The organism is Parahoeflea alexandrii (assembly GCF_027214025.1).
Classification (GTDB): Bacteria; Pseudomonadota; Alphaproteobacteria; order Rhizobiales; family Rhizobiaceae; genus Hoeflea; species Hoeflea alexandrii_A.
In genome coordinates this window covers 495,004-516,420 of sequence record NZ_JAPWHB010000002.1, presented here as the reverse complement: position 1 = coordinate 516,420, position 21,417 = coordinate 495,004, and the positions used below count along the sequence as shown (strand labels likewise).

Genomic DNA, 21,417 nt, shown 5'->3' with positions numbered 1-21,417 from the left:
TGGAGAATGGGATGCATACCAGGCGAGATTTTCTGCAATATGCCCTGAACGCCGGCTTTGTGCTTGGCGCCGCCGGGTTGGGTGCAAATCCGACACGTGCGCTGGCGCAGCAGAAGCTGACACAGGATGATCTGCTGAAGTTCGACTCCAAGGGGCAGGTGACGCTGCTGCATTTCACCGACTGCCATGCCCAGCTCAAGCCGGTCTACTTCCGTCCGCCGGACACCAATATCGGTGTCGGCGCCTATGCCGGCGTTCCGCCGCACCTGGTTGCGCAGGAATTCCTCGATTACTTCAAGATCGAGAAAGGCAGCCCCTATGCCTATGCCCACACGATGGTCGATTATGTCGACCTGGCGCGGACCTATGGCAAGCTCGGCGGGCTGGACCGCACGGCAACGCTGGTCAAGGCGATCCGCGCCGATCGCGGTGACGACAAGGTGCTGTTCCTTGACGGCGGCGACACCTGGCAGGGCTCCTATACATCGCTGAAGACCAACGGTATGGACATGGTCGAGTGCATGAAGCTGCTCAAGCCCGACGCAATGACAGGACATTGGGAGTTCACCTTCGGCGAGGAGCGCTTCCTCGAGCTGATCGAGGCCATGGGCTATCCGTTTCTGGCATCCAATATTTTCGACGCGGAATGGGATGAGCCGGCCTTCGAGCCCACCGCCTATTTCGAGCGCGGCGGCGTCAAGGTGGCTGTGATTGGCCAGGCGATGCCGTACACGCCGATCGCCAATCCGAGCTGGATGTTCCCGAAGTGGTCGTTCGGCATCCGTCCCGAGGTGCTGCAGGCCAATGTCGACGCGGCGCGCGAAGAAGGCGCGGAAGTGGTGGTGATGCTGTCCCACAACGGCTTCGATGTCGACCGCAAGATCGCCTCGACCGTCAGCGGACTGGACGTGATCGTCACCGGCCACACCCACGACGCGACACCGTTTGCGCTGGAAGTCGACGGCACGCTGCTGATGTCGTCTGGCTCGCACGGCAAGTATCTCGGCCGCATCGATCTCGAGGTCAAGGACGGCAAGGTGACGGGCTACAGCTCCAACCTGATTCCGGTCTTTGCTGACATCATTACCCCGGATCCGGAGATGGCCGCCAAGATCGACGAGGTGCGCGCGCCCTATGAGGCCGAGACACAGCGTGTCATCGGCCGCACCGACAGCCTGCTTTACCGGCGCGGCAATTTCAACGGAACCTGGGATGACCTGATCTGCCAGGGCATCATGGAAGAACGCGACACCCAGATTGCGCTGTCGCCCGGTTTCCGCTGGGGCACGACGCTGCTTCCGGGCTCGGACATCACCATCGACGACCTCTACACCGAAACCTCTATGAGCTACCCGGCGGTCTACCGGCTGGAGTTCACCGGAGCGCAGATCAAGGACATCATGGAAGATGTCTGCGACAACCTGTTCAACAAGGATCCCTTCCTGCAGCAGGGCGGCGACATGGTGCGGGTGGGCGGGTTCAGCTACGCCTGTACGCCCGAGGCCGAAATGGGCAGCCGGATTTCGGATATGCGGCTGACCGGAAGCGGCGAACTGCTGGAGGCCGACAAGACCTATGTGGTCGGTGGCTGGGCGTCCGTGAACCAAGGGGTCGAGGGCCCGGCAATCTACGATCTGATGGAAAACTACATCACCAAGAAATCGGTGGTTTCGCTGGATCCGGAGGCTGCTGCCGTCCGGGTGATCCAGTAACGCCGATTTGAACCGAAAGCCGGGTTTCCCAGCCACGGCTATGAAGACGGAGACGACAATGCAAATGCTGGATATGCGCAGCGGGAGGTTTTCATGGTAGATATCACCGACCCGAAACGGACGAAACAGGCAGCGTCACGGCGCGATTTTCTCAAGGCCGGCCTGCTGGGCGGAGCCGCGGTTGCAGCCAGCGCCGGCGTGGCGCGGGCAGCAGGCGATCCGCTGATCACCGAAATCCAGGACTGGAACCGTTATCTCGGAGAAGGCGTCGACGTGGCGCCCTACGGCAAGCCGTCCGAGTTCGAGGCCAATGTCGTGCGCCGCAATGTGCCGTGGCTGACCGCGGACCCGGTATCGTCGATCAATTTCACGCCGCTGCACGAGCTTGACGGCATCATCACGCCCAACGGCCTGTGTTTCGAACGGCATCACGGCGGCACGGCGATCATCAATCCGGCCGATCACCGGCTGATGATCAACGGCCTGGTCGACACGCCGCTGGTGTTCACTATGGAGGACCTGAAACGGTTCCCGCGCGAAAACCGGGTGTACTTCCTCGAATGCGCCGCCAATGGCGGTATGGAGTGGCGCGGCTCGCAGCTCAACGGCTGCCAGTTCACCCACGGCATGATCCATTGCGTGGTCTATACCGGGGTGCCGCTGCGCTATCTGCTGGAAGAGGCAGGGGTGAAGACCAACGGCAAATGGCTCCTGGCCGAAGGCGCCGACGCCTCGGCGATGACGCGTTCGATCCCGATGGAGAAAGCGCTCGACGACTGCCTTGTCGCGTTCAAGATGAACGGCGAAGCGTTGCGTCCCGAACAGGGCTATCCGCTCAGGCTCTGCGTTCCCGGCTGGGAAGGCAACATGTGGGTTAAATGGCTGCGCCGGCTGGAAGTGGGCGACGAGCCCTGGGCTCAGCGCGAGGAAACCTCCAAATACACCGATCTTCTCGCCAATGGTAAGGCGCGGCGCCATACTTGGGTGATGGACGTGAAATCGGTCATCACCAGCCCGAGCCCGCAGGCACCGGTGACCCATGGCAAGGGGCCGCTGGTGATCACCGGCCTGGCCTGGTCCGGAAACGGCACGATCAAGCGCGTTGATGTCACGCTCGACGGTGGCCGCACCTGGCAGACCGCGCGGCTTGACGGCCCAAGCCTGCCCAAGGCGCTGCACCGGTTCTACCTCGATATTAACTGGGACGGGTCGGAGCTTTTGCTGCAGTCCCGCGCCATTGACGATCAGGGACTGGTCCAGCCGACCAAGAACGAGCTGCGCGCGGCGCGTGGCGAGAATTCGATCTATCACAACAATGGCATCCAGACATGGCACGTCAACAACGACGGGGTGGTTGAAAATGTTGAAGTTTCCTAAGTCTGCAGCTCTCGCTGTTCTGGCGCTCACAGCTTTTGCCAGCCCATCGCTTGCCGATGGCGACGCTGACGCCGGCCAGAAAGTGTTCAAGAAATGCGCGGCCTGCCACGCCGTAGGCGATGGCGCCAAGCACAAGGTGGGACCGGAGCTCAATGACGTGTTCGGCCGCACGGCAGGATCGGCTGAGGGGTACAAGTACTCCAATGCCATGAGCGAGGCCGGTCAGGGTGGCCTGGTCTGGGACGCAGAGACGCTGAGCACCTATCTGGCCAAACCGAAGGACATGATCAAAGGCACCAAGATGGCCTTTGCCGGTCTCAAGAAAGACGATGATATCGCCAATGTGCTGGCTTATCTGAAAACCTTCTCCCAGGAGACGGCGGCGGCTCCGGCGGCTGTTGAGACTGGCAAAACCCCGGTCGAAACCGCCGACGCGGGCGCCGCCGTCGAAGCTGCTCCGGCTGCGGAGATGGCTGTCGAGAAAAGCCAGGGCGCATTCGGGTTGGGCCGCAAGGCTATGCCCGATGAAATCGCGGCCTGGGACATCGATGTCCGTCCGGATGGAACCGGCCTGCCGGAAGGCCGTGGCACGGTGGCAGAGGGCGAACCGATCTTCGTGGAAAACTGCGCCGTCTGTCATGGCGATTTCGGTGAGGGCGCAGGACGCTGGCCGGTGCTTGCCGGAGGGCAGGACACCTTGCGCAACGACCGTCCGGAAAAGACGATCGGTTCGTACTGGCCATATCTGTCGACCGTGTTCGATTACGTTCGCCGAGCGATGCCGTTCGGCAATGCCCGTTCGCTCTCCGACGACGATGTCTATGCGCTCACGGCCTATCTGATGTATCTCAACGATATCGTGGATGACGAGGAGTTCGAACTGTCGAAGGACAACTTCGCCTCGGTACATTTGCCGAATGAAGCCAACTTCATTCCGGATGACCGGGCGAGCGAGCCGCATTACGCCAAGGGCATCGAGCCCTGCATGTCCGAGTGCAAGCCGGGCCCGGTGAAAATCACCGCCCGTGCCCAGGTCATCGACGTGACGCCAGAGGGCGAGGGCGATGAGAATTCCGGAGGCGGAATCGATTGACACCCGAGCGCTGAAAAACGCCCTTGAGGAGAGCTAGTATGGATGGAACTGGCAGGCACCCCGCGCACATTGGAATGGTGTGCAGTCTGGTGCCTGCCATTTTTATTGGCATTCTGACCGTATCCGGATTCTCCGGTCCGGCGCGGGCGGACGAGGCGGAAGCGCTGTTCAAGCCGTGTGCGACCTGCCACGAGATCGGTGCGGGCGCGAAGCACCGGGTGGGGCCGCATCTGGACGGACTGTTCGGGCGCAAGGCTGGCAGCCTTGAGGATTTTCGTTACTCCGAGAGCATGCGCGCTGCGGGTGAGGCGGGTCTTGTCTGGGATGCGGATGCGCTCAGCCAGTATCTCGAAAGACCGCGCGATTTCATCAAGGGCAACCGGATGTCGTTTCGCGGCATGCCGGATGAGGATGACCGGCGGGCGCTGATATCGTGGCTTGAAGCGGCCACCCGACAAGCGCCCGCCGCAGATCCCGTCCCCGAGCAAGTTTCGGCTTCGGGACCGGTCAGCGGTTTTGCCGACATCGTGCTGCAGATGGAAGGTGACCCGGAGTACGGCGAATATCTGGCCGGCGAATGCGTGACCTGTCACCAGGCCAGCGGCCATGCGGATGGCATTCCGTCCATTGTCGGATTGCCAAAAGATTATTTCGTTACTTCACTGTTCGAGTACGTCACCAATGTGCGCTCAAACGATGTGATGAAATTGCGCGTCGCGAACCTCTCGAACGAGGAAATTGCGGCGCTGGCGGCCTATTTCAGTTCGCTGGATCCGCAATAGAGAGAAACCTGCAACCCGGGAGGATATCATGGCAGGCCTGACAAGACGCCAATTCGGACTTTTCACAGGCGCGAGTGCCGCAGCGCTAACGCTTCCGACCTATCTGCGCGCGCAGGACAAGCCGCGCGTTGTCGTCATCGGCGGCGGTGCCGGCGGCGCCACGGCTGCACGCTACATCGCCAAGGATTCCGACGGCGCCATCAACGTGACGCTGATCGACGATTCGGAGATGTTCACCACCTGCTTCTTTTCGAACCTTTACGTCGGCGGGTTTCGCAGCTTCGAATCGATCACCCACAGCTACGACACGCTGCAATCGAGCTACGGCATCACCAAGGTGACCGGACGGGCTACTGGCGTCGACCGCGCGGCCAAGACGGTGACGATGGCGGACGGATCGACGATCCCCTACGACCGGCTGGTGGTGTCGCCAGGCATCGATCTGATCTGGGATTCGGTGGAAGGATACTCGGAGGAACTGTCCCAGACAGCGCCGCATGCCTGGAAGGCGGGAGAGCAGACCAAAATCCTCAAGGCCGGTGTCGATGCGATCGAGAACGGGCAGCAGATCCTGATGGTGGCGCCGCCCAATCCCTACCGCTGCCCGCCCGGCCCCTATGAGCGGGCTTCGATGATGGCGCATGTGCTCAAGTCCAAGGGGCTAACGGATGCGAAGATCATCATCCTCGACCCGAAGCCGAAATTCTCCAAGCAGGGCGTGTTCCAGGAAGGCTGGGAAAAGCACTATCCGGGCATGATCGAGTGGTACGGGCCGGACGTGCATGGCGGCATAGAGAGCATCGATGTCAAGGCCGGCACGGTGGAGACCGGGCTCGATACCTTCAAGGGCGCTTTCATGAACGTGATCCCGGCGCAGAAGGCCGGCGCCATCGCCTCCGCCGCCGGTCTGACCAACGACAGCGGATTCTGCCCGATCGATCCCACAAGCATGCGTTCGACAATGGATGAGGCGATTTTCGTCATCGGGGATGCCTGCATCGCAGGCGACATGCCGAAATCGGGCTTCTCTGCCAATAGCCAGGCCAAGGTCGCGGCGATGAATGTCCGCGCGGATCTTGTGGGCTCGAAGGTGTTCCCGGCGAAATTCGCCAACACCTGCTGGAGCCTGATCGACACCGACGACAGCATCAAGGTCGGGGCTCAATACGCGCCCGGCGACGGCAAGATTGCCTCGACGCAAGGTTTCATCAGCCAGATGAACGAGGAGGATGCGCTGCGTAAGGCCAACTTTGAAGAGTCGGTCGGCTGGTATGCCGGCATCACCGCCGACATGTTCGGCTAGGGTCCGGGTCACGCAGTCATTCGCGGTGAACACGACAACGCCTGAAGCGGGGCCGGAAGCGGGGACTCCTGCTTCCGGCATTTGCGTCCTGGCCAGCGGGGCCTTGGACCTTGTCTTGCCGGGCGTTTGTCGTCATGTTTCGGGCGAGCCAGGGAGGATGATGCTATGGCGCCCAAACTGCGGCTGCGGCTGACCTTTGACAATGGCCTGATCCTGGGGCCCGGCAAGGCCGATCTCCTGCAAGGCATTGCCGAGGAGGGCTCGATCTCGGCTGCAGGCCGGCGCATGAAGATGAGCTACAAACGGGCCTGGATGCTGGTGGAGGACATGAACGCCGCGTTCGTTTCGCCGCTGGTGGAGAGCAGCCGCGGCGGACAGAAAGGCGGCGGCGCCAGCCTGACCGATGCCGGAGAAGCCGTGCTGGCGGAGTTCCGCAGCCTTGAAGCCATGGTTCTTGAGCGCGGCGCGCCACAGATTGCCACCTTGTCTGCGATGCTCAGCGATATTCCCGCTCAGAAATAACGGTTGCAAATTGCGCGAAATCCAGTGATATGTTTTGTCAAACATAACGATCACCGGAGACCGACCGCATGTTTGCCATCACCCGCCGCCTTGCGCTTGCCGCAGCTGTTTCGTTCACTGCCGCGCTTGCTGTTCCTGCCGCGGCGTTGGCCGGGGACATCACCATTTTTGCCGCGGCCAGCATGAAGACCGCGCTCGATGAGGTCGTCACCGCCTGGAACGCGGAGACCGGCAACACCGCCGTCGTCTCCTATGCGGGCAGCTCGGCGCTGGCCCGGCAAATCCAGGGCGGCGCACCCGCCGACCTGTTCATCTCGGCGGCCGTCAACTGGATGGATACGCTGCAGCAGGACGGCCTGATCAAGCCGGAGACGCGCGTCGATCTCTTGGGCAACAGCATTGTGCTTGTGGCTCATGGCGCCGGTGCGGCTCCGGTGCAGATCGCGCCGGGTTTCGATCTTGCCGGCATGCTGGGCGAGAACAGGCTGGCGATGGCGCTGGTGGATTCGGTGCCTGCGGGGGTTTACGGCAAGGCGGCGCTGACCAGTCTCGGGGTCTGGGATGCGGTCGAGCCGAAGGTCGCACAGGCCGACAATGTGCGCGCGGCGCTGGCGCTGGTGGCGGCAGGCGAAGCGCCCCTGGGCATTGTCTATGCCACCGATGCGGCAGCCGAGCCGGGCGTGAGCGTTGTCGGCACCTTTCCCGCCGGCAGCCATCCGGCCATCATCTACCCCGCCGCAGTGATGGCGGAAACCGGCAAGCCGGATGCAGAGGCTTTCCTGATCTATCTCTCCGGTGCTAAGGCTCGGGCGGCCTTCGAAGGCCAGGGATTCCAAGTCTTGAAGAAGTAGCCGGATGCTGGATGGATTGCCGGGAGGCCTGACTTTCACCCTTACGCCGGACGAATGGCGCGCAGTGGCCCTGTCGCTCAAAGTTTCGGTCTGGGCGACGCTGGTCAGCCTGCCGTTCGGCGTTGCTGTGGCATATGTGCTGGCGCGCTACGAGTTCTGGGGCAAGCAGGCGCTGAACGGCCTGGTGCATCTGCCGCTGATCCTGCCTCCGGTGGTGACCGGTTACATCCTGCTCATGACCTTCGGGCGCAAGGGTTTCGTGGGCGGGCTGCTCGACCAGTATCTCGGGATCGTGCTGGCATTCCGCTGGACCGGAGCCGCACTGGCGGCTGCAGTGATGGCGTTTCCGCTGATGGTGCGGGCGATCCGGCTCGCCATCGAGGCGGTCGATCCGAAGCTGGAGCAGGCTGCCTCCACGCTCGGCGCGTCGCGGGCCTGGGTGTTCGCCACAGTCACCCTGCCGCTGATCCTGCCGGGCGTGATCGCCGGGGCGATCCTGGCGTTTGCCAAGGCGATGGGCGAGTTCGGCGCCACCATCACCTTCGTTTCCAATATCCCGGGCCAGACGCAGACGCTGCCCTCGGCGATCTACAGTTTCCTGCAGGTTCCGGGCGGCGATGCCCAGGCGGCGCGGCTGGTGCTGATCGCGGTGGCGATCGCGCTGCTGGCGCTGTTGCTTTCCGAATGGATCGGCAGGGCCGTGGCGCGCAGGATTGCCGGATCATGAGTCTCACCGTCCGCTTCGCCCATCGCTTCGGCGATTTCTCCCTCGACGTGGCGTTCCAGGCGCCGGCCGGCGTCACCGCCCTGTCCGGCCGCTCGGGGTCGGGCAAGACCTCGGTGATCAACGCCGTCGCCGGCCTGATCAGGCCGGATGCGGGCCGCATTCAGCTTGGCGAGACAGTACTGTTCGATGCTGAGCGCCGGATCTCCGTGCCGGTGCATCGGCGCCGGCTGGGCTACGTGTTCCAGGAGGGGCGGCTGTTCCCGCATCTGAGTGTACGGCAAAACCTCAATTATGGCCGCTGGTTCGCGCCGCGCAGCCCCGGAGAGAGTTTCGATCACGTTGTCGGCATGCTCGGCATCGACGGGCTGCTCGAGCGCAGGCCGGGCGGATTGTCCGGCGGCGAGAAACAGCGTGTGGCGATCGGCCGGGCGCTGCTGGCAAATCCGCGGCTGTTGCTGATGGACGAACCGCTCGCCGCACTCGACGAAGAGCGCAAGGCCGAGATCCTGCCCTATCTCGAGCGGCTCAGGGGCGAAACCGACATTCCAATTCTCTACGTCAGCCACTCGATGGCGGAAGTGGCGCGGCTGGCGACGACGCTGGTGCTGATGGACAAGGGGCAGGTGATCCGGTCCGGCCCGGCCCACGAGGTGCTGTCGGATCCGGAAAACGTTCCGGCGCTTGGAATTCGCGCCGCCGGCGCTTCGTTGCAGGCTATCGTGGCCGCGCAGGCAGAGGATGGCCTGACACGGCTCGAGGCATCGGCGGGGCCGCTGTTCCTGCCGCATGTCGACGCGTCGCTCGGGGCGCGTCTGTCGATCCGTATCCTGGCGCAGGACGTGATCCTGTCGCGAACCCGGCCCGAAGGCCTGTCGGCGCTCAACATATTGCCGGCGACGGTGATGGCGGTGCGGCTCGGCGAAGGGCCGGGGGCAATCATTCAGCTCAGGGCCGGGGACGACCTGTTACTGGCACGGATCACCCGGCGGTCCGCGCTGGCACTGGAGCTCGCGCCGGGAGCAGCCTGTTTCGCAGTGCTCAAGTCGGTCGCCGTGGCTCAGTCGGAGGTTGGCGGAGCCGGCTGAGGATCAGTCCGCAGGCAGCCGGATGGCGGCGATCCGGGCATAATCCCGGTAGAGTGTCGAGAAGCTCAGTTCGGCGTGGTGGTCCTCGGCAATTGCGGCCATGGCGTCGCCAAGGCTTGCCCTTGGGGTGACGTGGAAGCGGGCGAGCCAGGCCTTCAGGCCCTTGCCGAACCAGCCGGGCAGGGCGGTCTGCTGGCCGAAATCGACGACGTGAAGCTCGCCGCCTGGCGCCACCGCCTCGATGGCCTGGTAAAGTGCCGCTTCCCAGCCGGGGATCATCGACAGGCTGTAGGAAAAGAACACCCGGTCAAATCGGGCCACTCCGAACAGGTCGCCGGCATCGAACCGGGTGGCGTCGGCCTGGGCCAGCCTGACGCGGTCGCCGATCCGGTTCTTCGCGATGGTGGCTTCGGCGGACTTGAGCATTTCCGCCGAGATATCGATGCCGAACAGCTGCGCATCGGGGTAGCGACGGGCCGCCAGCAGCAGGTTGCGCGCGGTGCCGCAGCCGATCTCCAGCACCGTGCCGCCGGCCGGAGGTTTCAGGGCTGCGATCAGGTCATTGCGGCCGAGCAGGTAGTAGCGGCGGGTGAGATCGTAGATATGGCGCTGGTGGCGATAGATGCCGTCCATCATCGAGGCGTTGGCGGAGACCGTGCTCATGCTGCCTGGTCGCGCTTCACATGCAGATGGAAGCCGCCATAGATGGCCGAGCGGTCACGCGCGCCCATCTCCCGGCTTTCGTCGATGCGGTAATCCCATTTGTCGAGAATGCCGTCGGGCACCCGGCCGGGCAGCGGGGAGGCCGCCGCGGCGGTGCGGTAGATGACGCGCGCGCCGGGTCTGGCGGTGCGGGTGATCTCGGCCCAGAGTTCGCAGAGCTGGGCGTCGGTCATCCAGTCCTGGGCGTCAAGCAGCACGAAGGCGTCGACCGAGGCGGCGGGCCGGGCGGCGAGCAGGGTGGTGATGCTCTCGTTGACGATGTTCACGCGGCCGGCATTGCGGCGCACGGTCTCGAAGTTCTTCGCTTCGAGGTAGGGTGGTAGGCTGGCTGTCTCACCCGGCTGGTAGCCGCGTCCGAAAGCCTGCCAGGCGAAGTAGTTGTCCTTGAGCGGAAAGCCGCAGGCGAGGCGCTCGGTGCGGATGCGCAGGGCGCCGGTCATGCCGTCGGTCGAATCGCCGGCGAGAGCTTCATACTGGGCGGGCGGAATGCCGAGGCCGAACAGCGAGGCGCGCAGCGAGGTCAGGGTCTTGAAGCTGCGGCTGTCGAACACCGGGGCGATGCGGGTGTTGAAGAACTCGCGCTGCTTTTCGACGCTCTCCATGCGCAGAAGTTCGCGCGGGTCGACGCCGTAGAGCTTGCCCAGAACATGGGCGGCCGAGATGAAACGGCCGAGCAGGCCGGTGGTGTAGAAGCCGCGGGTGAAGCGGCTGATCCGGCGGCGGCCGTTGATTTCCCGTCCGTCCCAGTAGCGACGGGTCTCGTCATCAAGATGCGGCTGGATGTAGCGATCGTAGAGCGCCAGATTGGTCTTCAAATTGGCGTGGCGGAACATGTTGGAGAACGCCGTGTGGCCGGGCAAGTGCGTGGCCGCGGCGAGCTTGAGCTTGCCAAGGGCAACATGGGCGGGCGACAGGTCGACGGCGATGATCTCGGCCGGGTTGGCGGTCAGGTAGGACATGACGTTGCAGGATCCCGACGCGATGGTGACCAACGTGTCTGTGGGCTGAAGCGCCAGCGCTTCCATGTCGATCAGCGGGTCTTCCCAGATCTGCGGATAGACCAGTCCGCGGAAGGCGGCGGAGAACACCCGCTCGAGGATGCCGGTGGCGGTGAGTGCCGTGTTGCGGACGACCGCGCCGTCGATGCGGGCGCCGACTGCGGTGGATTCGATCATGGTCATTTTCAGGACTCCGGGGGAGAGAAGGTGGCGAGGGCGGTCATGCCGCTTCGCCCTGTGCGTCAACGGACGGCTTGAGCTGTCTGATTTTCGCCGGCTGCCCGGCCTTTTCGGAAATGCGGCGTGACCAGTCGATGATCTCCATGCGGCCATCGGAATGTTCGACCACGGCCGTGCAGCTTTCCACCCAGTCGCCGGTGTTGATGTAGCGGACGCCGCCGCGCATCTCGTTGGCGGCGTGGTGGATGTGGCCGCAGATGACACCGTCGGCGCCGTGCTTGCGGGCTTCCTCGGCCAACACTTCCTCGAAATCGGAGATGAAATTGACCGCGCTCTTGACCTTCAGCTTGGCCCAGCGCGAGAACGACCAGTAGCGCAGGCCCAAGAGCTTGCGGCTGCGGTTGTGCCACTTGTTAGCCCACATCGCCAGGCCATAGGCGATGTCGCCGAGATGCGCCAGCCAGCGGTGGTTCATCACCACCATGTCGAACTCGTCGCCATGGATGACCAGCAGGCGCTTGCCGTCGGCGGTCTCGAACACGTCGCGCTCGACCACCTCGATGCCGCCGAAATGAACGCCCTGGTATTCGCGCAGCATTTCGTCATGATTGCCCGGGACGTAGATGATGCGGGTGCCCTTTCGGGCCTTGCGAAGCAGCTTCTGGACCACGTCATTGTGGGATTGCGGCCAGTAGAAACCCTTGCGCTTCATGCGCCAGCAATCGACGATGTCGCCCACCAGATAGATGGTCGGGGCATCATGCTCGCGCAGGAAATCGATCAGGATCTCTGCCTGGCAATCGGGCGTGCCCAGATGAATGTCGGAAAGGAAAATGGTCCGGTAATTTGTGGTCACGGGGCCCGCCTGAACTTGGAGCTATCGTTCTGCTGGCAGGCTTAAACACGATTCAGTTCTCAGTTTTGTGACGGTCCATTTGGCGCGGGGTTGGGGTGGATCAGACCGGAGTTTCGGCGGCCTGGTTGTCGATGATGAGCTCGACGCGGTCGGCGGCAAAGCGCGACTCGCCGTAAAGCACCGGCCGGCCGTCCGAATCGATGTCTATCCCGCGGGTCAGCAGCACGATGGCGCCGGGCGAGAGCGCGAGCAGATCGAGATCCTCGCTGCTGGCATGGCGGGCTTCAACTGCGGTGGTCTTGCGGGTGTAGTCGTCGACCCCGAGGCGCGCCAGCGAGGCGGTGATCGAGCCGGTCTCTGCATAGAGTTCCGCGATCTTGGAGAACCGACCGGCGTCAAACCAGGAGGTTGCTGCGGAGATCGGAACCGCGTCGGCGGTGGAGAGCGTCGAGAGCTGAATGACCGGTGCTCCGGCGGGCAGCGACAGGGCGGCGGCGACATGGGGCGGGGCGGGCATGGTCTCGCTTGACAGCAGCCTTCCGGACCGGGTCCGGGCCTGATCCTCGAGGCCCGAGGAAAAGCGGGTGCGGCGGCCGATCGGGTAGCGCAGGCGCCTGCGGTCATTGAGAAAGGTGCCGCGGCCCTGCTCGGCGCGCAGGATGCCTTCCTTCTCGAGTGCGGCGATTGCCGAGCGGACGGTGTGCCGGTTGACCCCGAAGCGGATCGCCAGTTCCGCCTCCGCCGGCAGCCGGTCGTTGGCCGCCAGTCCGGGGAGAACGGTCTGACGGATCTGGTCTGCAACCTGCCGCCAGAGCGCAATCCCGGTCCGTCGTTGCAGTGCTTTCACCCGGGTTTCCTTTCGTAATGTCACAGGCTCGTCACATGAGCGGTTTAAGTGTATCGTAATTGATATGGTTGTCTAGATAAATAGACAAATAAGGAGATCTCGATGGCGCTCGCAGGAAATGAGCTGGATGGAACGACGGACGACGCGACCGTCCGGGAAGTCGCCAGGCGGCAGAGGCTATTGTCGGTGCTTGCCAGGGCGCCGGGCAATGAGCTCTTGAAGTGCTGGAAGCAGACCGGTCTCGATCCCGAAGTCGAACTGCTGCGCGGGCCGGAATCGGGGCTCGTCGCGCTTCAGGGGCGCGCCGGCGGCACCGGCCAACCTTTCCATGTCGGCGAGGTCTCGGCCACCCGCGTGACCGTCCGGATCGGGTCGGGGCAGGTGGGGCACGCCATGATCAGCGGCCGCGACACCCGTAAGGCGCAACTGGTCGCCGTTATCGACGCGCTGGCGCAGGATCCCGCCCATGCCGATCTGGTCGAGCGCGAGATCGTTGCGCCGCTCGAACAGCTTGGCGACGAGGCCGACGCAAAAGTCCGCCGGGAAACCGCGGCCACACGGGTCAATTTTTTCACCATGGTGCGAGGCGAAGACTGATGACTGCCATCCCGCAAACAAACACTGTCTACGAAGGCGGTTTTGCCGATCCGGTGTGGGCGTCGCAGACGGTCTTCCGGGCGCTGATGGACGCCATGGCGCGGCCGGGCTCGGTGCAGGCGCTGTCGGATGTGACCGTGCCTCCGGCGCCATTGTCGGCCTCGGCCTCGGCGCTGATCGCAACGCTTGCCGATGCCGACACGCCGGTCTGGCTCGATGCGGCGCTGACCAAGGTCTCCGCCGTCAAGGACTGGATCGTCTTTCACACCGGCGCGCCGGTGGTGAGCAACCCGTCCGATGCCGCCTTTGCGCTGGTGGCTGCGCCGCAGAACCTCTCGGCGCTGAACGGCTTCTCGCTCGGCACCCAGGAGTTTCCGGACCGCTCGACGACGATCATCCTGCAGGTCTCGACACTTTCGGATGGCGCCCCGCTGACGCTGGAAGGTCCCGGGATCAAGGGGCAGGCCCGGGTCGCGCCGGATCCGTTGCCGCAGCATTTCGAAAACCAGTGGCGGGCCAACCGGGCGGCGTTTCCGCGCGGCGTCGATTTGATCCTCGCCGCTCCGGGCTGTGTGGCAGCATTGCCGCGCAGCACCCGTCTTGTCAGCAGGGAGGCGTAGACGATGTATGTTGCAGTCAAGGGCGGCGAAGCCGCCATCGCCAACGCCCACCGCCTGCTCGCGGCGCGCCGCCGCGGCGACGCCAATGTACCGGGCCTGACGCTCGAGCAGATCGCCGGGCAATTGTCGCTTGCCGTCGACCGGGTGATGGGCGAGGGCTCGCTCTACGATCCGGAACTGGCAGCACTTGCGGTCAAGCAGGCCCGCGGCGACCTGATCGAGGCGGTGTTCCTGCTCCGCGCCTACCGGACCACGCTGCCGAGGTTTGGCCATTCGCTTCCAATGGACACTGGCCGGATGCTGGTCGAGCGGCGGATCTCGGCGATCTACAAGGATCTGCCCGGCGGCCAGTTGCTGGGGCCGACCTTCGATTACACTCATCGGCTGCTCGATCCTGCGCTGGCCGGCGACGCACCCGTCGATGCGCCCGAGACGGGAGAGGACAGCAACGAACGGGTGATGCGTGTCTCCGACATTCTCGGGGACGAAGGGCTGATCGAGGACGATCCGGTGACCGACGCCTCGCGGCCCGTTGCCGATATCACGCGCACCCCGACCGAATATCCGATGGGCCGCGATGCACGGCTGCAGACGCTGGCGCGCGGTGACGAAGGGTTCCTGCTCGCACTCGCCTATTCGACCCAGCGCGGCTATGCGCGCAGCCACCCGTTTGTCGGTGAAATCCGCATCGGCGAGGTCGATGTCGATGTGATGATCCCCGAACTCGGCTTCACGGTGGTGATCGGGCGGGTGAAGCTGACCGAATGCCAGATGGTCAACCAGTTCCAGGGATCGGCCAAGGTGCCGCCGCAGTTCACTCGTGGCTATGGCCTGGTGTTTGGCCAGGCCGAGCGCAAGGCGATGGCGATGTCGCTGTGCGACCGGGCGCTCAGGGCGAGCGAACTCGGCGAGGACATCGTTGCCCCCGCCCAGGACGAGGAATTCGTGCTGTCGCATTGCGACAATGTGCAGGCGACGGGCTTTGTCGAGCATCTCAAGCTGCCGCATTACGTCGACTTCCAGGCCGAACTCGACCTGGTGCGGCGGATGCGGGCCGAGCATTTTGCCAACGCCGCACGGGCAGAGGACGAAGCATCCGCGACAGACGCAAATAGGGAGGCCGCGGAATGAACGCGCCTGTAACAAACGAGGTTTCGCAGAACCTCGCCACCTACAATTTCGCCTATCTTGACGAGCAGACCAAGCGGATGATCCGCCGGGCAATCCTCAAGGGGATCGCGGTGCCGGGATACCAGGTGCCGTTCGCTTCCCGCGAAATGCCGATGCCCTATGGTTGGGGGACTGGCGGCGTGCAGGTAACGGCGGCGATCATCGGATCCGAGGATGTGCTCAAGGTGATCGACCAGGGTGCGGACGACACCACCAACGCGGTCTCGATCCGTGCCTTCTTCGCCAAGACGGCCGGAGTGGCGACCACAACCGCGACGCCGGATGCGACGATCATCCAGACCCGCCACCGCATTCCGGAAACGCCGCTGACTGCGGGTCAGGTGCTGGTCTACCAGGTGCCGATCCCGGAGCCTCTGCGCTTCCTCGAGCCGCGCGAGACCGAGACCCGCAAGATGCATGCGCTCGAGGAATACGGCCTCATGCATGTCAAGCTCTACGAGGACATCGCCCGCAACGGCCACATCGCCACAACCTATGCGTATCCGGTCAAGGTCGAGGGACGCTACGTGATGGATCCGTCTCCGACGCCGAAATTCGACAATCCGAAGATGCACCAGTCCGAGGCGCTGCAGCTGTTCGGTGCCGGCCGGGAAAAACGGATCTACGCCATCCCGCCGCACACCGAGGTGGTCAGCCTCGACTTCGAGGACCATCCGTTCGAGATCCAGCATTTCGATCAGCCTTGCGCCATGTGCGGCGCAGAGCAGGTCTATCTCGACGAGGTGGTGCTCGACGACAAGGGCGGGCGGATGTTCGTCTGCTCGGACACCCATCACTGCGAAAGCCGCCAGGCCGAAGGCCACCGCGGCGCTCTACTGGGCGATGACGCAAGTACCGGCAAGGAGGCAACGCGATGAGCCATTCCGATACACTTGAAGCACTTGCCGCAGCCGGCATTCCGGCGCCGGTCAAGCCATTGCTCAGCGTCGAGGGCCTGACCCGGGTCTACGGCAAGCGCATCGGCTGTGCCGATGTGAGTTTCGATCTCTGGCCGGGCGAGGTGCTGGCGATCGTCGGCGAATCCGGTTCCGGCAAGACGACGCTGCTCAACTGCATTTCGTCGCGGCTGACGCCAACCTGCGGCACTGTTCACTACCGCATGCGCGATGGCGCAAGCGCCGACTTCTACAAGATGGCGGAAGCCGAGCGCCGCTACCTGATGCGCACCGACTGGGGCTTCGTGCACCAGAACCCGATCGACGGATTGCGGATGACCGTCTCGGCCGGCGCCAATGTCGGCGAACGGCTGATGGCGGTGGGCAACCGGCATTACGGCAATATCCGCAACACCGCGATCGAATGGCTGTCGCGGGTGGAGATCGATGAAGACCGGGTCGACGATCAGCCCCGGACCTTCTCGGGCGGCATGCGGCAGCGGCTGCAGATCGCCCGCAACCTGGTGACCGAACCACGGCTGGTGTTCATGGACGAACCCACCGGCGGACTTGACGTCTCGGTGCAGGCGCGGCTGCTCGATCTGTTGCGCGGGCTGGTCTCCGATCTCGGCCTCGCCGTCATCGTCGTCACCCACGATCTCGCCGTCGCCCGGCTGCTGTCGGACAGGATGATCGTGATGAAGGAGGGCAGGGTGATCGAGGCCGGCCTGACCGACCGGGTGCTCGACGATCCGCGCGCGCCCTACACGCAGCTTCTCGTTTCCTCCATCCTGCAGGTCTAGGCCATGAACACCCTCCTTGTTGCTTCGGAAGTGAAGAAAACTTTCATCATGCACATGCGCGGCGGCGTCGAACTGCCCGTGGTCGCCAATGTCTCGTTTTCGCTCAAGGCCGGCTCCTGCGCGGTCCTGGGCGGGCCGTCGGGCGTCGGCAAGAGCTCGATCCTGAAGATGCTCTATGGCAACTACGGCACCGACAGCGGCCAGATCCTGGTGCAACACCATGGCCGCCACATCGATGTCGCCAGCGCATCCCCTCGCACCGTGCTCGAAATCCGGCGCGACACGATCGGCTATGTCAGCCAGTTCCTGCGCGCCGTGCCGCGGGTGTCGGCACTCGACGTAGCTGCCGAGCCACTGCTGATCCGCGGCGTCGCCCAGGAGACCGCGCATGAGCGGGCGCGGGAGCTGTTTGCCGAGCTCAACCTGCCGGAAAAACTCTGGTCGTTGCCGCCGGCAACCTTTTCAGGCGGCGAGCAGCAGCGGGTCAATATCGCCCGCGGCTTCATCACCGATCACCCGATCCTGCTGCTCGATGAGCCGACGGCGTCGCTCGATGCCGCCAACCGCGAGGTGGTGATCAGCCTGATCGCCCGCAAGAAGGCGGAAGGTGCGGCGCTGCTCGGCATTTTCCACGACCAGGATGTCCGCACCGCGGTGGCCGACGACGTCATCGACGTCTCGGCCTTCGCTGCCGGAAAGTCCGCCGCATGACCCGGCTCTCAGACACGCCGCTGGTCGATCCGACCGCGAAGATCGTGAACTCGACGCTCGGGCGTTACACCGAGGTCGGTGCGCATTGCACCGTCGCGCATTCGAGCATGGGGGACTATTCCTACTGCGTCGAAAACACCCAGATCGCCTATGCGACGATCGGGAAATTTTCCAACATCGCTTCGCATGTGCGGATCTATGCCAGCATGCATCCGATGGAACGGGCGTCGCTGCATCATTTCACCTATCGCTCGGCCTGGTACTTCGAGGGCGAGAGCGACGACCAGGATTTCTTCGACTGGCGTACCGGCCAGGGGATCACCATCGGACACGATACCTGGATCGGGCACGGTGCGGTCATCATGCCGGGCGTGACCATCGGCAATGGTGCCAGCATCGGCGCCAATGCCGTTGTGACGAAGGACGTGGCCGATTTTGCCATCGCCGTCGGTGTGCCGGCGCGAACCATCCGGCAGCGTTTTTCTGATGATGTTGCCAGCCGGATCGATGCACTCGCCTGGTGGGATTGGGAGCACGAGAAGCTGCACGCGGCACTCAAGGATTTCCGGTCGCTTCCGGCCGAGGAATTTCTCGAGCGCCACGGCGGCTAGATATCGCCCTGCCATCTTTCCTCGAAGATCATCTCGTCGAGCGGTAGCCTCCGGTTCCAGCCCTTGACCTCGAGTTCGGGCCGCTCATAGAGCTCGTCGACATAGCCGAGGCAGAGATAGGCGACGATCTCTATCCGGTCGGGAATGCCGAGGATGGATTTGAGGTCGGCATCGCGAAAGATGCTGACCCAGCCCATGCCGATGCCTTCGGCCCGGGCCGCAAGCCACAGGTTCTGCACGGCGCAGACGGTGCTGTAGAGGTCCATGCTCGCATTGTGGGTCCGTCCCAGGACAATTTCGCCGCCGCGTGTCCGGTCGCAGGTGACGCAGATGTTGAGCGGCGCCTTGCGGATGCCTTCGAGCTTCAACGATCTGTATTTCGACTGGCGTTCCGCCGGAAACATGGCGGCCGCTTCATCGTTGGCGACGCCGAATGCATCGGCGATGCGGCCGCGGGTCGACGCGTCGCGGATGGTGATGAAGTTCCACGGCTGCATCAGGCCGACCGACGGCGCGCTGTGGGCGGCTTCCAGCAGACGTTGCGTGACGTCGTCGGGAACGGGGTCCGGCAGAAACTGGTCGCGCACGTCGCGGCGGCTGAAGATGGCCTTGTAAACGGCCTCGCGTTCGGCAGGTGGAAATGGTCCGGCTGGCGCCAGCTCAGATGTCTTCGGCATTGTTTGATCCCCAACAATCCTTGAAACCCCGCAGCGCTGTCCATGCGCGGCAAGGCTATCGCATCTGGCCGGTCTTCTGACTTCGGATCATTTGGCTTGCGCGCCTTCCCGGGGATCCCCCAGTGGCATCTTGCGCAGGCCATCACCGTCACAGCGTTGGGCACGTTCCGGAGTGTCACCGGATTCCCGATTCTCCCGCTTGCGCGGGCACCAGACCAGCCCATAGGGACATGCCATGGGCCACAGTGCAAGCGCGAAAATGGCGGAAAACTGCGGGTTCTCGCGCATCCGGCCCGACATCTGTGAATCGTAACAAAACTGACATCAAACCGACATCGCGGTTTCATACGGCTCCGCTAGTCCAATCCTCGAAAATCACGAGACCTAACGTGAACCAAGGGGATTTGCCGATGCTTGAACTGACCGATGTGACCCGCCGATTTGGGACCAACGTCGCCGTGGACGCCGTCACGCTGTCCATACCGGAAGGTCAGATGGTCGGCGTCATCGGCCGTTCCGGGGCGGGCAAGTCGACGCTGCTGCGCATGATCAACCGGCTGACGCCGTCCAGCAGCGGCGAGATCCGGTTCAAGGGCAAGACGGTGTCGGGCCTGAGCGGCGGCGAGCTGCGCAACTGGCACCGCGACTGCGCCATGATCTTCCAGCAGTTCAATCTGGTGCCCCGGCTCGATGTGCTGACCAACGTTCTTCTCGGTCGTCTCAACCACCGCTCCACGCTTCTCAATATCCTCAATGTCTTTACGATCGAAGAGCGCGCAAGCGCTCTTTCCGCGTTGGAGCGGCTTGGCATTGCCCAGACGGCGTTGCAAATGGCGGGCACCCTGTCGGGCGGCCAGCAGCAGCGCGTGGCCATCGCCAGGGCGCTGATGCAGTCGCCGTCGATGATCCTGGCCGACGAGCCGATTGCCTCGCTCGATCCGCTCAATGCCCAGATCGTCATGGACGCGCTCAAGGACATCAACGAGCGCGAAGGCATCACGGTGATCACCAACCTGCACACACTCGACACCGCACGGGCCTATTGCGAGCGCGTCATCGGCATGGCTGGCGGCAAGGTGGTGTTCGACGGTCCGCCCGAAGAGCTGACGACGGAAGCCGTGCGGATGATCTACGGGGCCTCGGGCGACGGCACCGAAATCTCCGAGAGCATCACCTCGACATCGATTTCCGCCGGACGCCCAGTCGTTCCGGCCAAACCGAAATCCACCGGTCCGCTGCAGCCGGCGCTTCGCGCCAAGCCTGCAGTCGCCGGGGTCGCCTTGCCCGCGTGACAGGCTCAACCCACGGAATTGCCGGCATGCCGCCGGTTCGAACCAGGAGCAGATCCATGATCAAGAAAGCCCTTCTCGCAGCAGCCTCGTTCGCTGCCATCCTCGCAGTCCAGCCCGCAGGTGCCGAAGACCTCAAGGACTTCCGCATCGGCATTCTCGGCGGAGAAAACGAAGCCGACCGCCTGCGCAACTTCCAGTGCATGACCGAGAAGCTGCCCGCCGTTCTCGGCGTCGAAAAGGTCTCGCTGTTTCCGGCCGCCGACTATGACGGCGTGATCCAGGGCCTGCTCGGCGGCACGCTCGACTATGCCGAGCTCGGTGCATCGGGCTACGCCAAGGTCTATCTCGAAGACCCGAAGGCCGTCGAGCCGATCCTGACCACGATCCAGACCGACGGCGCAACCGGCTACTACTCGGTCATGGTCGCACGCAAGGATTCGGGCATCACCAAGCTCGAGGACCTCAAGGGCAAGAAGCTCGGTTTTGCCGATCCGGACTCCACCTCCGGCTTCCTGGTTCCCTCGGTGACGCTGCCTGCCGCTATCGGCATGCCGATCGCCGAGTTCTTTGGTGAAACCGGCTTCGGCGGCGGTCACGAGAACCTGGTTCTCGAAGTGGTCAAGGGCAATTTCGACGCCGGCACCACCTGGGCTTCGGGCGTTGGCGAATTCAAGGACGGCTACACATCCGGCAACCTGAAGAAGATGGTCGACAAGGGCATCGTCGACATGGGTGACCTGGTTGAACTCTGGAAGTCGCCGCTGATCCCGAACGGCCCGATCGTGGTCCGCTCGTCGATGAACGCTGACATGAAGACCAAGTTCAAGGACTTCATGATGGCGCTGCCGGAGAGCGATCCGGCCTGCTTCTCCGCCATCCAGGGCGGCGATTACAAGGGCTACACCGAAGTCGACGCCTCGTTCTACCAGGCGATCATTGACGCTCGCAAAGCCAAGATCGGTTCCTAAGCTTCATCAACACCAG

At 63.8% G+C, this 21,417-nt stretch carries 23 protein-coding genes and 1 riboswitch; of the genes, 18 read left to right on the top strand and 5 right to left on the bottom strand.

Annotated elements, in window-relative coordinates:
- Positions 1 to 11: 11 nt before the first annotated feature.
- The 9 genes from soxB to modC all read left to right on the top strand — a co-directional run bounded on the left by soxB (position 12) and on the right by modC (position 9,452).
- Positions 12 to 1,712 carry a thiosulfohydrolase SoxB gene (soxB, locus tag O4H62_RS08650; RefSeq protein WP_269387052.1) on the top strand — a complete coding sequence of 567 codons (1,701 nt, stop codon included), beginning with the start codon at positions 12 to 14 and terminating at the stop codon, positions 1,710 to 1,712.
- Positions 1,713 to 1,805: 93 nt separating this feature from the next.
- The gene (soxC, locus tag O4H62_RS08645; RefSeq protein ID WP_269387050.1) at positions 1,806 to 3,089 is read left to right on the top strand and encodes a sulfite dehydrogenase; all 1,284 of its coding nucleotides are present in this window, start codon (positions 1,806 to 1,808) and stop codon (positions 3,087 to 3,089) included.
- Entirely contained in the window at positions 3,073 to 4,182 is a 1,110-nt protein-coding gene (locus O4H62_RS08640; protein WP_269387048.1) for a c-type cytochrome, read from the top strand. Before soxC ends, O4H62_RS08640 begins: the two co-directional genes overlap by 17 nt.
- Before the next feature lie 89 nt (positions 4,183 to 4,271).
- Entirely contained in the window at positions 4,272 to 4,964 is a 693-nt protein-coding gene (locus O4H62_RS08635; protein WP_269387046.1) for a c-type cytochrome, read from the top strand.
- 28 nt (positions 4,965 to 4,992) lie between these two features.
- A complete protein-coding gene (locus O4H62_RS08630; protein ID WP_269387045.1) occupies positions 4,993 to 6,267 on the top strand; it encodes an NAD(P)/FAD-dependent oxidoreductase in 1,275 nt (424 codons plus the stop codon).
- 165 nt (positions 6,268 to 6,432) lie between these two features.
- Positions 6,433 to 6,789, top strand: coding sequence for a winged helix-turn-helix domain-containing protein (locus tag O4H62_RS08625; RefSeq protein ID WP_269387044.1), 357 nt, complete (start codon positions 6,433 to 6,435; stop codon positions 6,787 to 6,789).
- A 68-nt stretch (positions 6,790 to 6,857) separates the two neighbouring features.
- Entirely contained in the window at positions 6,858 to 7,640 is a 783-nt protein-coding gene (gene modA / locus O4H62_RS08620) for a molybdate ABC transporter substrate-binding protein (RefSeq protein ID WP_269387043.1), read from the top strand.
- A 4-nt stretch (positions 7,641 to 7,644) separates the two neighbouring features.
- Entirely contained in the window at positions 7,645 to 8,367 is a 723-nt protein-coding gene (modB, locus tag O4H62_RS08615) for a molybdate ABC transporter permease subunit (RefSeq protein ID WP_269387042.1), read from the top strand.
- Entirely contained in the window at positions 8,364 to 9,452 is a 1,089-nt protein-coding gene (gene modC, locus O4H62_RS08610; protein WP_269387041.1) for a molybdenum ABC transporter ATP-binding protein, read from the top strand. The genes modB and modC overlap by 4 nt, the downstream gene beginning before the upstream one ends.
- A gap of 3 nt (positions 9,453 to 9,455) precedes the next feature.
- Here modC and O4H62_RS08605 read toward each other — a convergent pair whose 3' ends face one another.
- The 4 genes from O4H62_RS08605 to phnF all read right to left on the bottom strand — a co-directional run bounded on the left by O4H62_RS08605 (position 9,456) and on the right by phnF (position 13,056).
- On the bottom strand, positions 9,456 to 10,115 hold the full coding sequence (locus tag O4H62_RS08605; RefSeq protein ID WP_269387039.1) for a class I SAM-dependent methyltransferase: 660 nt from the start codon (positions 10,113 to 10,115) through the stop codon (positions 9,456 to 9,458).
- The gene (locus tag O4H62_RS08600; RefSeq protein WP_269387038.1) at positions 10,112 to 11,356 is read right to left on the bottom strand and encodes a DUF3419 family protein; all 1,245 of its coding nucleotides are present in this window, start codon (positions 11,354 to 11,356) and stop codon (positions 10,112 to 10,114) included. The genes O4H62_RS08605 and O4H62_RS08600 overlap by 4 nt, the downstream gene beginning before the upstream one ends.
- Positions 11,357 to 11,393: 37 nt before the next feature.
- Positions 11,394 to 12,209: a UDP-2,3-diacylglucosamine diphosphatase gene (locus tag O4H62_RS08595; protein WP_269387037.1), complete on the bottom strand. Its 816-nt coding sequence runs from the start codon at positions 12,207 to 12,209 to the stop codon at positions 11,394 to 11,396.
- Between the two features lie 100 nt (positions 12,210 to 12,309).
- Positions 12,310 to 13,056 carry a phosphonate metabolism transcriptional regulator PhnF gene (phnF, locus tag O4H62_RS08590; protein ID WP_269387035.1) on the bottom strand — a complete coding sequence of 249 codons (747 nt, stop codon included), beginning with the start codon at positions 13,054 to 13,056 and terminating at the stop codon, positions 12,310 to 12,312.
- Between the two features lie 102 nt (positions 13,057 to 13,158).
- Between phnF and phnG the strand changes: the two genes are divergently transcribed.
- The 7 genes from phnG to O4H62_RS08555 are packed head-to-tail and all read left to right on the top strand — an operon-like array spanning position 13,159 to position 18,464.
- Complete coding sequence (phnG, locus tag O4H62_RS08585; RefSeq protein ID WP_269387034.1) at positions 13,159 to 13,653, top strand: phosphonate C-P lyase system protein PhnG; 495 nt, start codon at positions 13,159 to 13,161, stop codon at positions 13,651 to 13,653.
- Positions 13,653 to 14,273 (top strand): phosphonate C-P lyase system protein PhnH, encoded by a 621-nt coding sequence (gene phnH / locus O4H62_RS08580; protein ID WP_269387032.1) that lies wholly within the window; start codon positions 13,653 to 13,655, stop codon positions 14,271 to 14,273. The genes phnG and phnH overlap by 1 nt, the downstream gene beginning before the upstream one ends.
- A 3-nt stretch (positions 14,274 to 14,276) precedes the next feature.
- Positions 14,277 to 15,404, top strand: coding sequence for a carbon-phosphorus lyase complex subunit PhnI (locus tag O4H62_RS08575; protein WP_269387030.1), 1,128 nt, complete (start codon positions 14,277 to 14,279; stop codon positions 15,402 to 15,404).
- Positions 15,401 to 16,321: an alpha-D-ribose 1-methylphosphonate 5-phosphate C-P-lyase PhnJ gene (locus tag O4H62_RS08570; RefSeq protein WP_269387028.1), complete on the top strand. Its 921-nt coding sequence runs from the start codon at positions 15,401 to 15,403 to the stop codon at positions 16,319 to 16,321. Before O4H62_RS08575 ends, O4H62_RS08570 begins: the two co-directional genes overlap by 4 nt.
- Positions 16,318 to 17,142, top strand: a complete 825-nt coding sequence (phnK, locus tag O4H62_RS08565; RefSeq protein ID WP_269387026.1) for a phosphonate C-P lyase system protein PhnK — start codon at positions 16,318 to 16,320, stop codon at positions 17,140 to 17,142. Before O4H62_RS08570 ends, phnK begins: the two co-directional genes overlap by 4 nt.
- Positions 17,143 to 17,145: 3 nt before the next feature.
- A complete protein-coding gene (gene phnL, locus O4H62_RS08560; RefSeq protein ID WP_269387024.1) occupies positions 17,146 to 17,853 on the top strand; it encodes a phosphonate C-P lyase system protein PhnL in 708 nt (235 codons plus the stop codon).
- Positions 17,850 to 18,464 carry a DapH/DapD/GlmU-related protein gene (locus O4H62_RS08555; protein ID WP_269387022.1) on the top strand — a complete coding sequence of 205 codons (615 nt, stop codon included), beginning with the start codon at positions 17,850 to 17,852 and terminating at the stop codon, positions 18,462 to 18,464. Before phnL ends, O4H62_RS08555 begins: the two co-directional genes overlap by 4 nt.
- Here O4H62_RS08555 and bluB read toward each other — a convergent pair.
- On the bottom strand, positions 18,461 to 19,141 hold the full coding sequence (bluB, locus tag O4H62_RS08550) for a 5,6-dimethylbenzimidazole synthase (protein ID WP_269387021.1): 681 nt from the start codon (positions 19,139 to 19,141) through the stop codon (positions 18,461 to 18,463). The genes O4H62_RS08555 and bluB overlap by 4 nt on opposite strands.
- Positions 19,142 to 19,190: 49 nt before the next feature.
- Positions 19,191 to 19,371: riboswitch (cobalamin riboswitch) on the bottom strand.
- 180 nt (positions 19,372 to 19,551) lie between these two features.
- On the opposite strand from bluB, the gene phnC reads away from it, so the two are divergent.
- On the top strand, positions 19,552 to 20,433 hold the full coding sequence (gene phnC, locus O4H62_RS08545) for a phosphonate ABC transporter ATP-binding protein (RefSeq protein WP_269387020.1): 882 nt from the start codon (positions 19,552 to 19,554) through the stop codon (positions 20,431 to 20,433).
- 56 nt (positions 20,434 to 20,489) lie between these two features.
- Complete coding sequence (gene phnD, locus O4H62_RS08540; protein ID WP_269387018.1) at positions 20,490 to 21,401, top strand: phosphonate ABC transporter substrate-binding protein; 912 nt, start codon at positions 20,490 to 20,492, stop codon at positions 21,399 to 21,401.
- The last annotated feature ends 16 nt before the right edge of the window (positions 21,402 to 21,417 follow it).

Coding starts and splice junctions, on each gene's coding strand:
- modC (WP_269387041.1), top strand. CDS start 8,364: ATGAGTCTCACCGTCCGCTTCGCCCATCGCTTCGGCGATTTCTCCCTC.
- O4H62_RS08625 (WP_269387044.1), top strand. CDS start 6,433: ATGGCGCCCAAACTGCGGCTGCGGCTGACCTTTGACAATGGCCTGATC.
- phnC (WP_269387020.1), top strand. CDS start 19,552: ATGCTTGAACTGACCGATGTGACCCGCCGATTTGGGACCAACGTCGCC.
- O4H62_RS08570 (WP_269387028.1), top strand. CDS start 15,401: ATGAACGCGCCTGTAACAAACGAGGTTTCGCAGAACCTCGCCACCTAC.
- phnL (WP_269387024.1), top strand. CDS start 17,146: ATGAACACCCTCCTTGTTGCTTCGGAAGTGAAGAAAACTTTCATCATG.
- modB (WP_269387042.1), top strand. CDS start 7,645: ATGCTGGATGGATTGCCGGGAGGCCTGACTTTCACCCTTACGCCGGAC.
- O4H62_RS08605 (WP_269387039.1), bottom strand. CDS start 10,115: ATGAGCACGGTCTCCGCCAACGCCTCGATGATGGACGGCATCTATCGC.
- phnH (WP_269387032.1), top strand. CDS start 13,653: ATGACTGCCATCCCGCAAACAAACACTGTCTACGAAGGCGGTTTTGCC.
- soxB (WP_269387052.1), top strand. CDS start 12: ATGCATACCAGGCGAGATTTTCTGCAATATGCCCTGAACGCCGGCTTT.
- phnG (WP_269387034.1), top strand. CDS start 13,159: ATGGCGCTCGCAGGAAATGAGCTGGATGGAACGACGGACGACGCGACC.
- O4H62_RS08575 (WP_269387030.1), top strand. CDS start 14,277: ATGTATGTTGCAGTCAAGGGCGGCGAAGCCGCCATCGCCAACGCCCAC.
- phnD (WP_269387018.1), top strand. CDS start 20,490: ATGATCAAGAAAGCCCTTCTCGCAGCAGCCTCGTTCGCTGCCATCCTC.
- phnK (WP_269387026.1), top strand. CDS start 16,318: ATGAGCCATTCCGATACACTTGAAGCACTTGCCGCAGCCGGCATTCCG.
- O4H62_RS08600 (WP_269387038.1), bottom strand. CDS start 11,356: ATGACCATGATCGAATCCACCGCAGTCGGCGCCCGCATCGACGGCGCG.
- soxC (WP_269387050.1), top strand. CDS start 1,806: ATGGTAGATATCACCGACCCGAAACGGACGAAACAGGCAGCGTCACGG.
- O4H62_RS08630 (WP_269387045.1), top strand. CDS start 4,993: ATGGCAGGCCTGACAAGACGCCAATTCGGACTTTTCACAGGCGCGAGT.
- O4H62_RS08555 (WP_269387022.1), top strand. CDS start 17,850: ATGACCCGGCTCTCAGACACGCCGCTGGTCGATCCGACCGCGAAGATC.
- modA (WP_269387043.1), top strand. CDS start 6,858: ATGTTTGCCATCACCCGCCGCCTTGCGCTTGCCGCAGCTGTTTCGTTC.
- bluB (WP_269387021.1), bottom strand. CDS start 19,141: ATGCCGAAGACATCTGAGCTGGCGCCAGCCGGACCATTTCCACCTGCC.
- O4H62_RS08640 (WP_269387048.1), top strand. CDS start 3,073: ATGTTGAAGTTTCCTAAGTCTGCAGCTCTCGCTGTTCTGGCGCTCACA.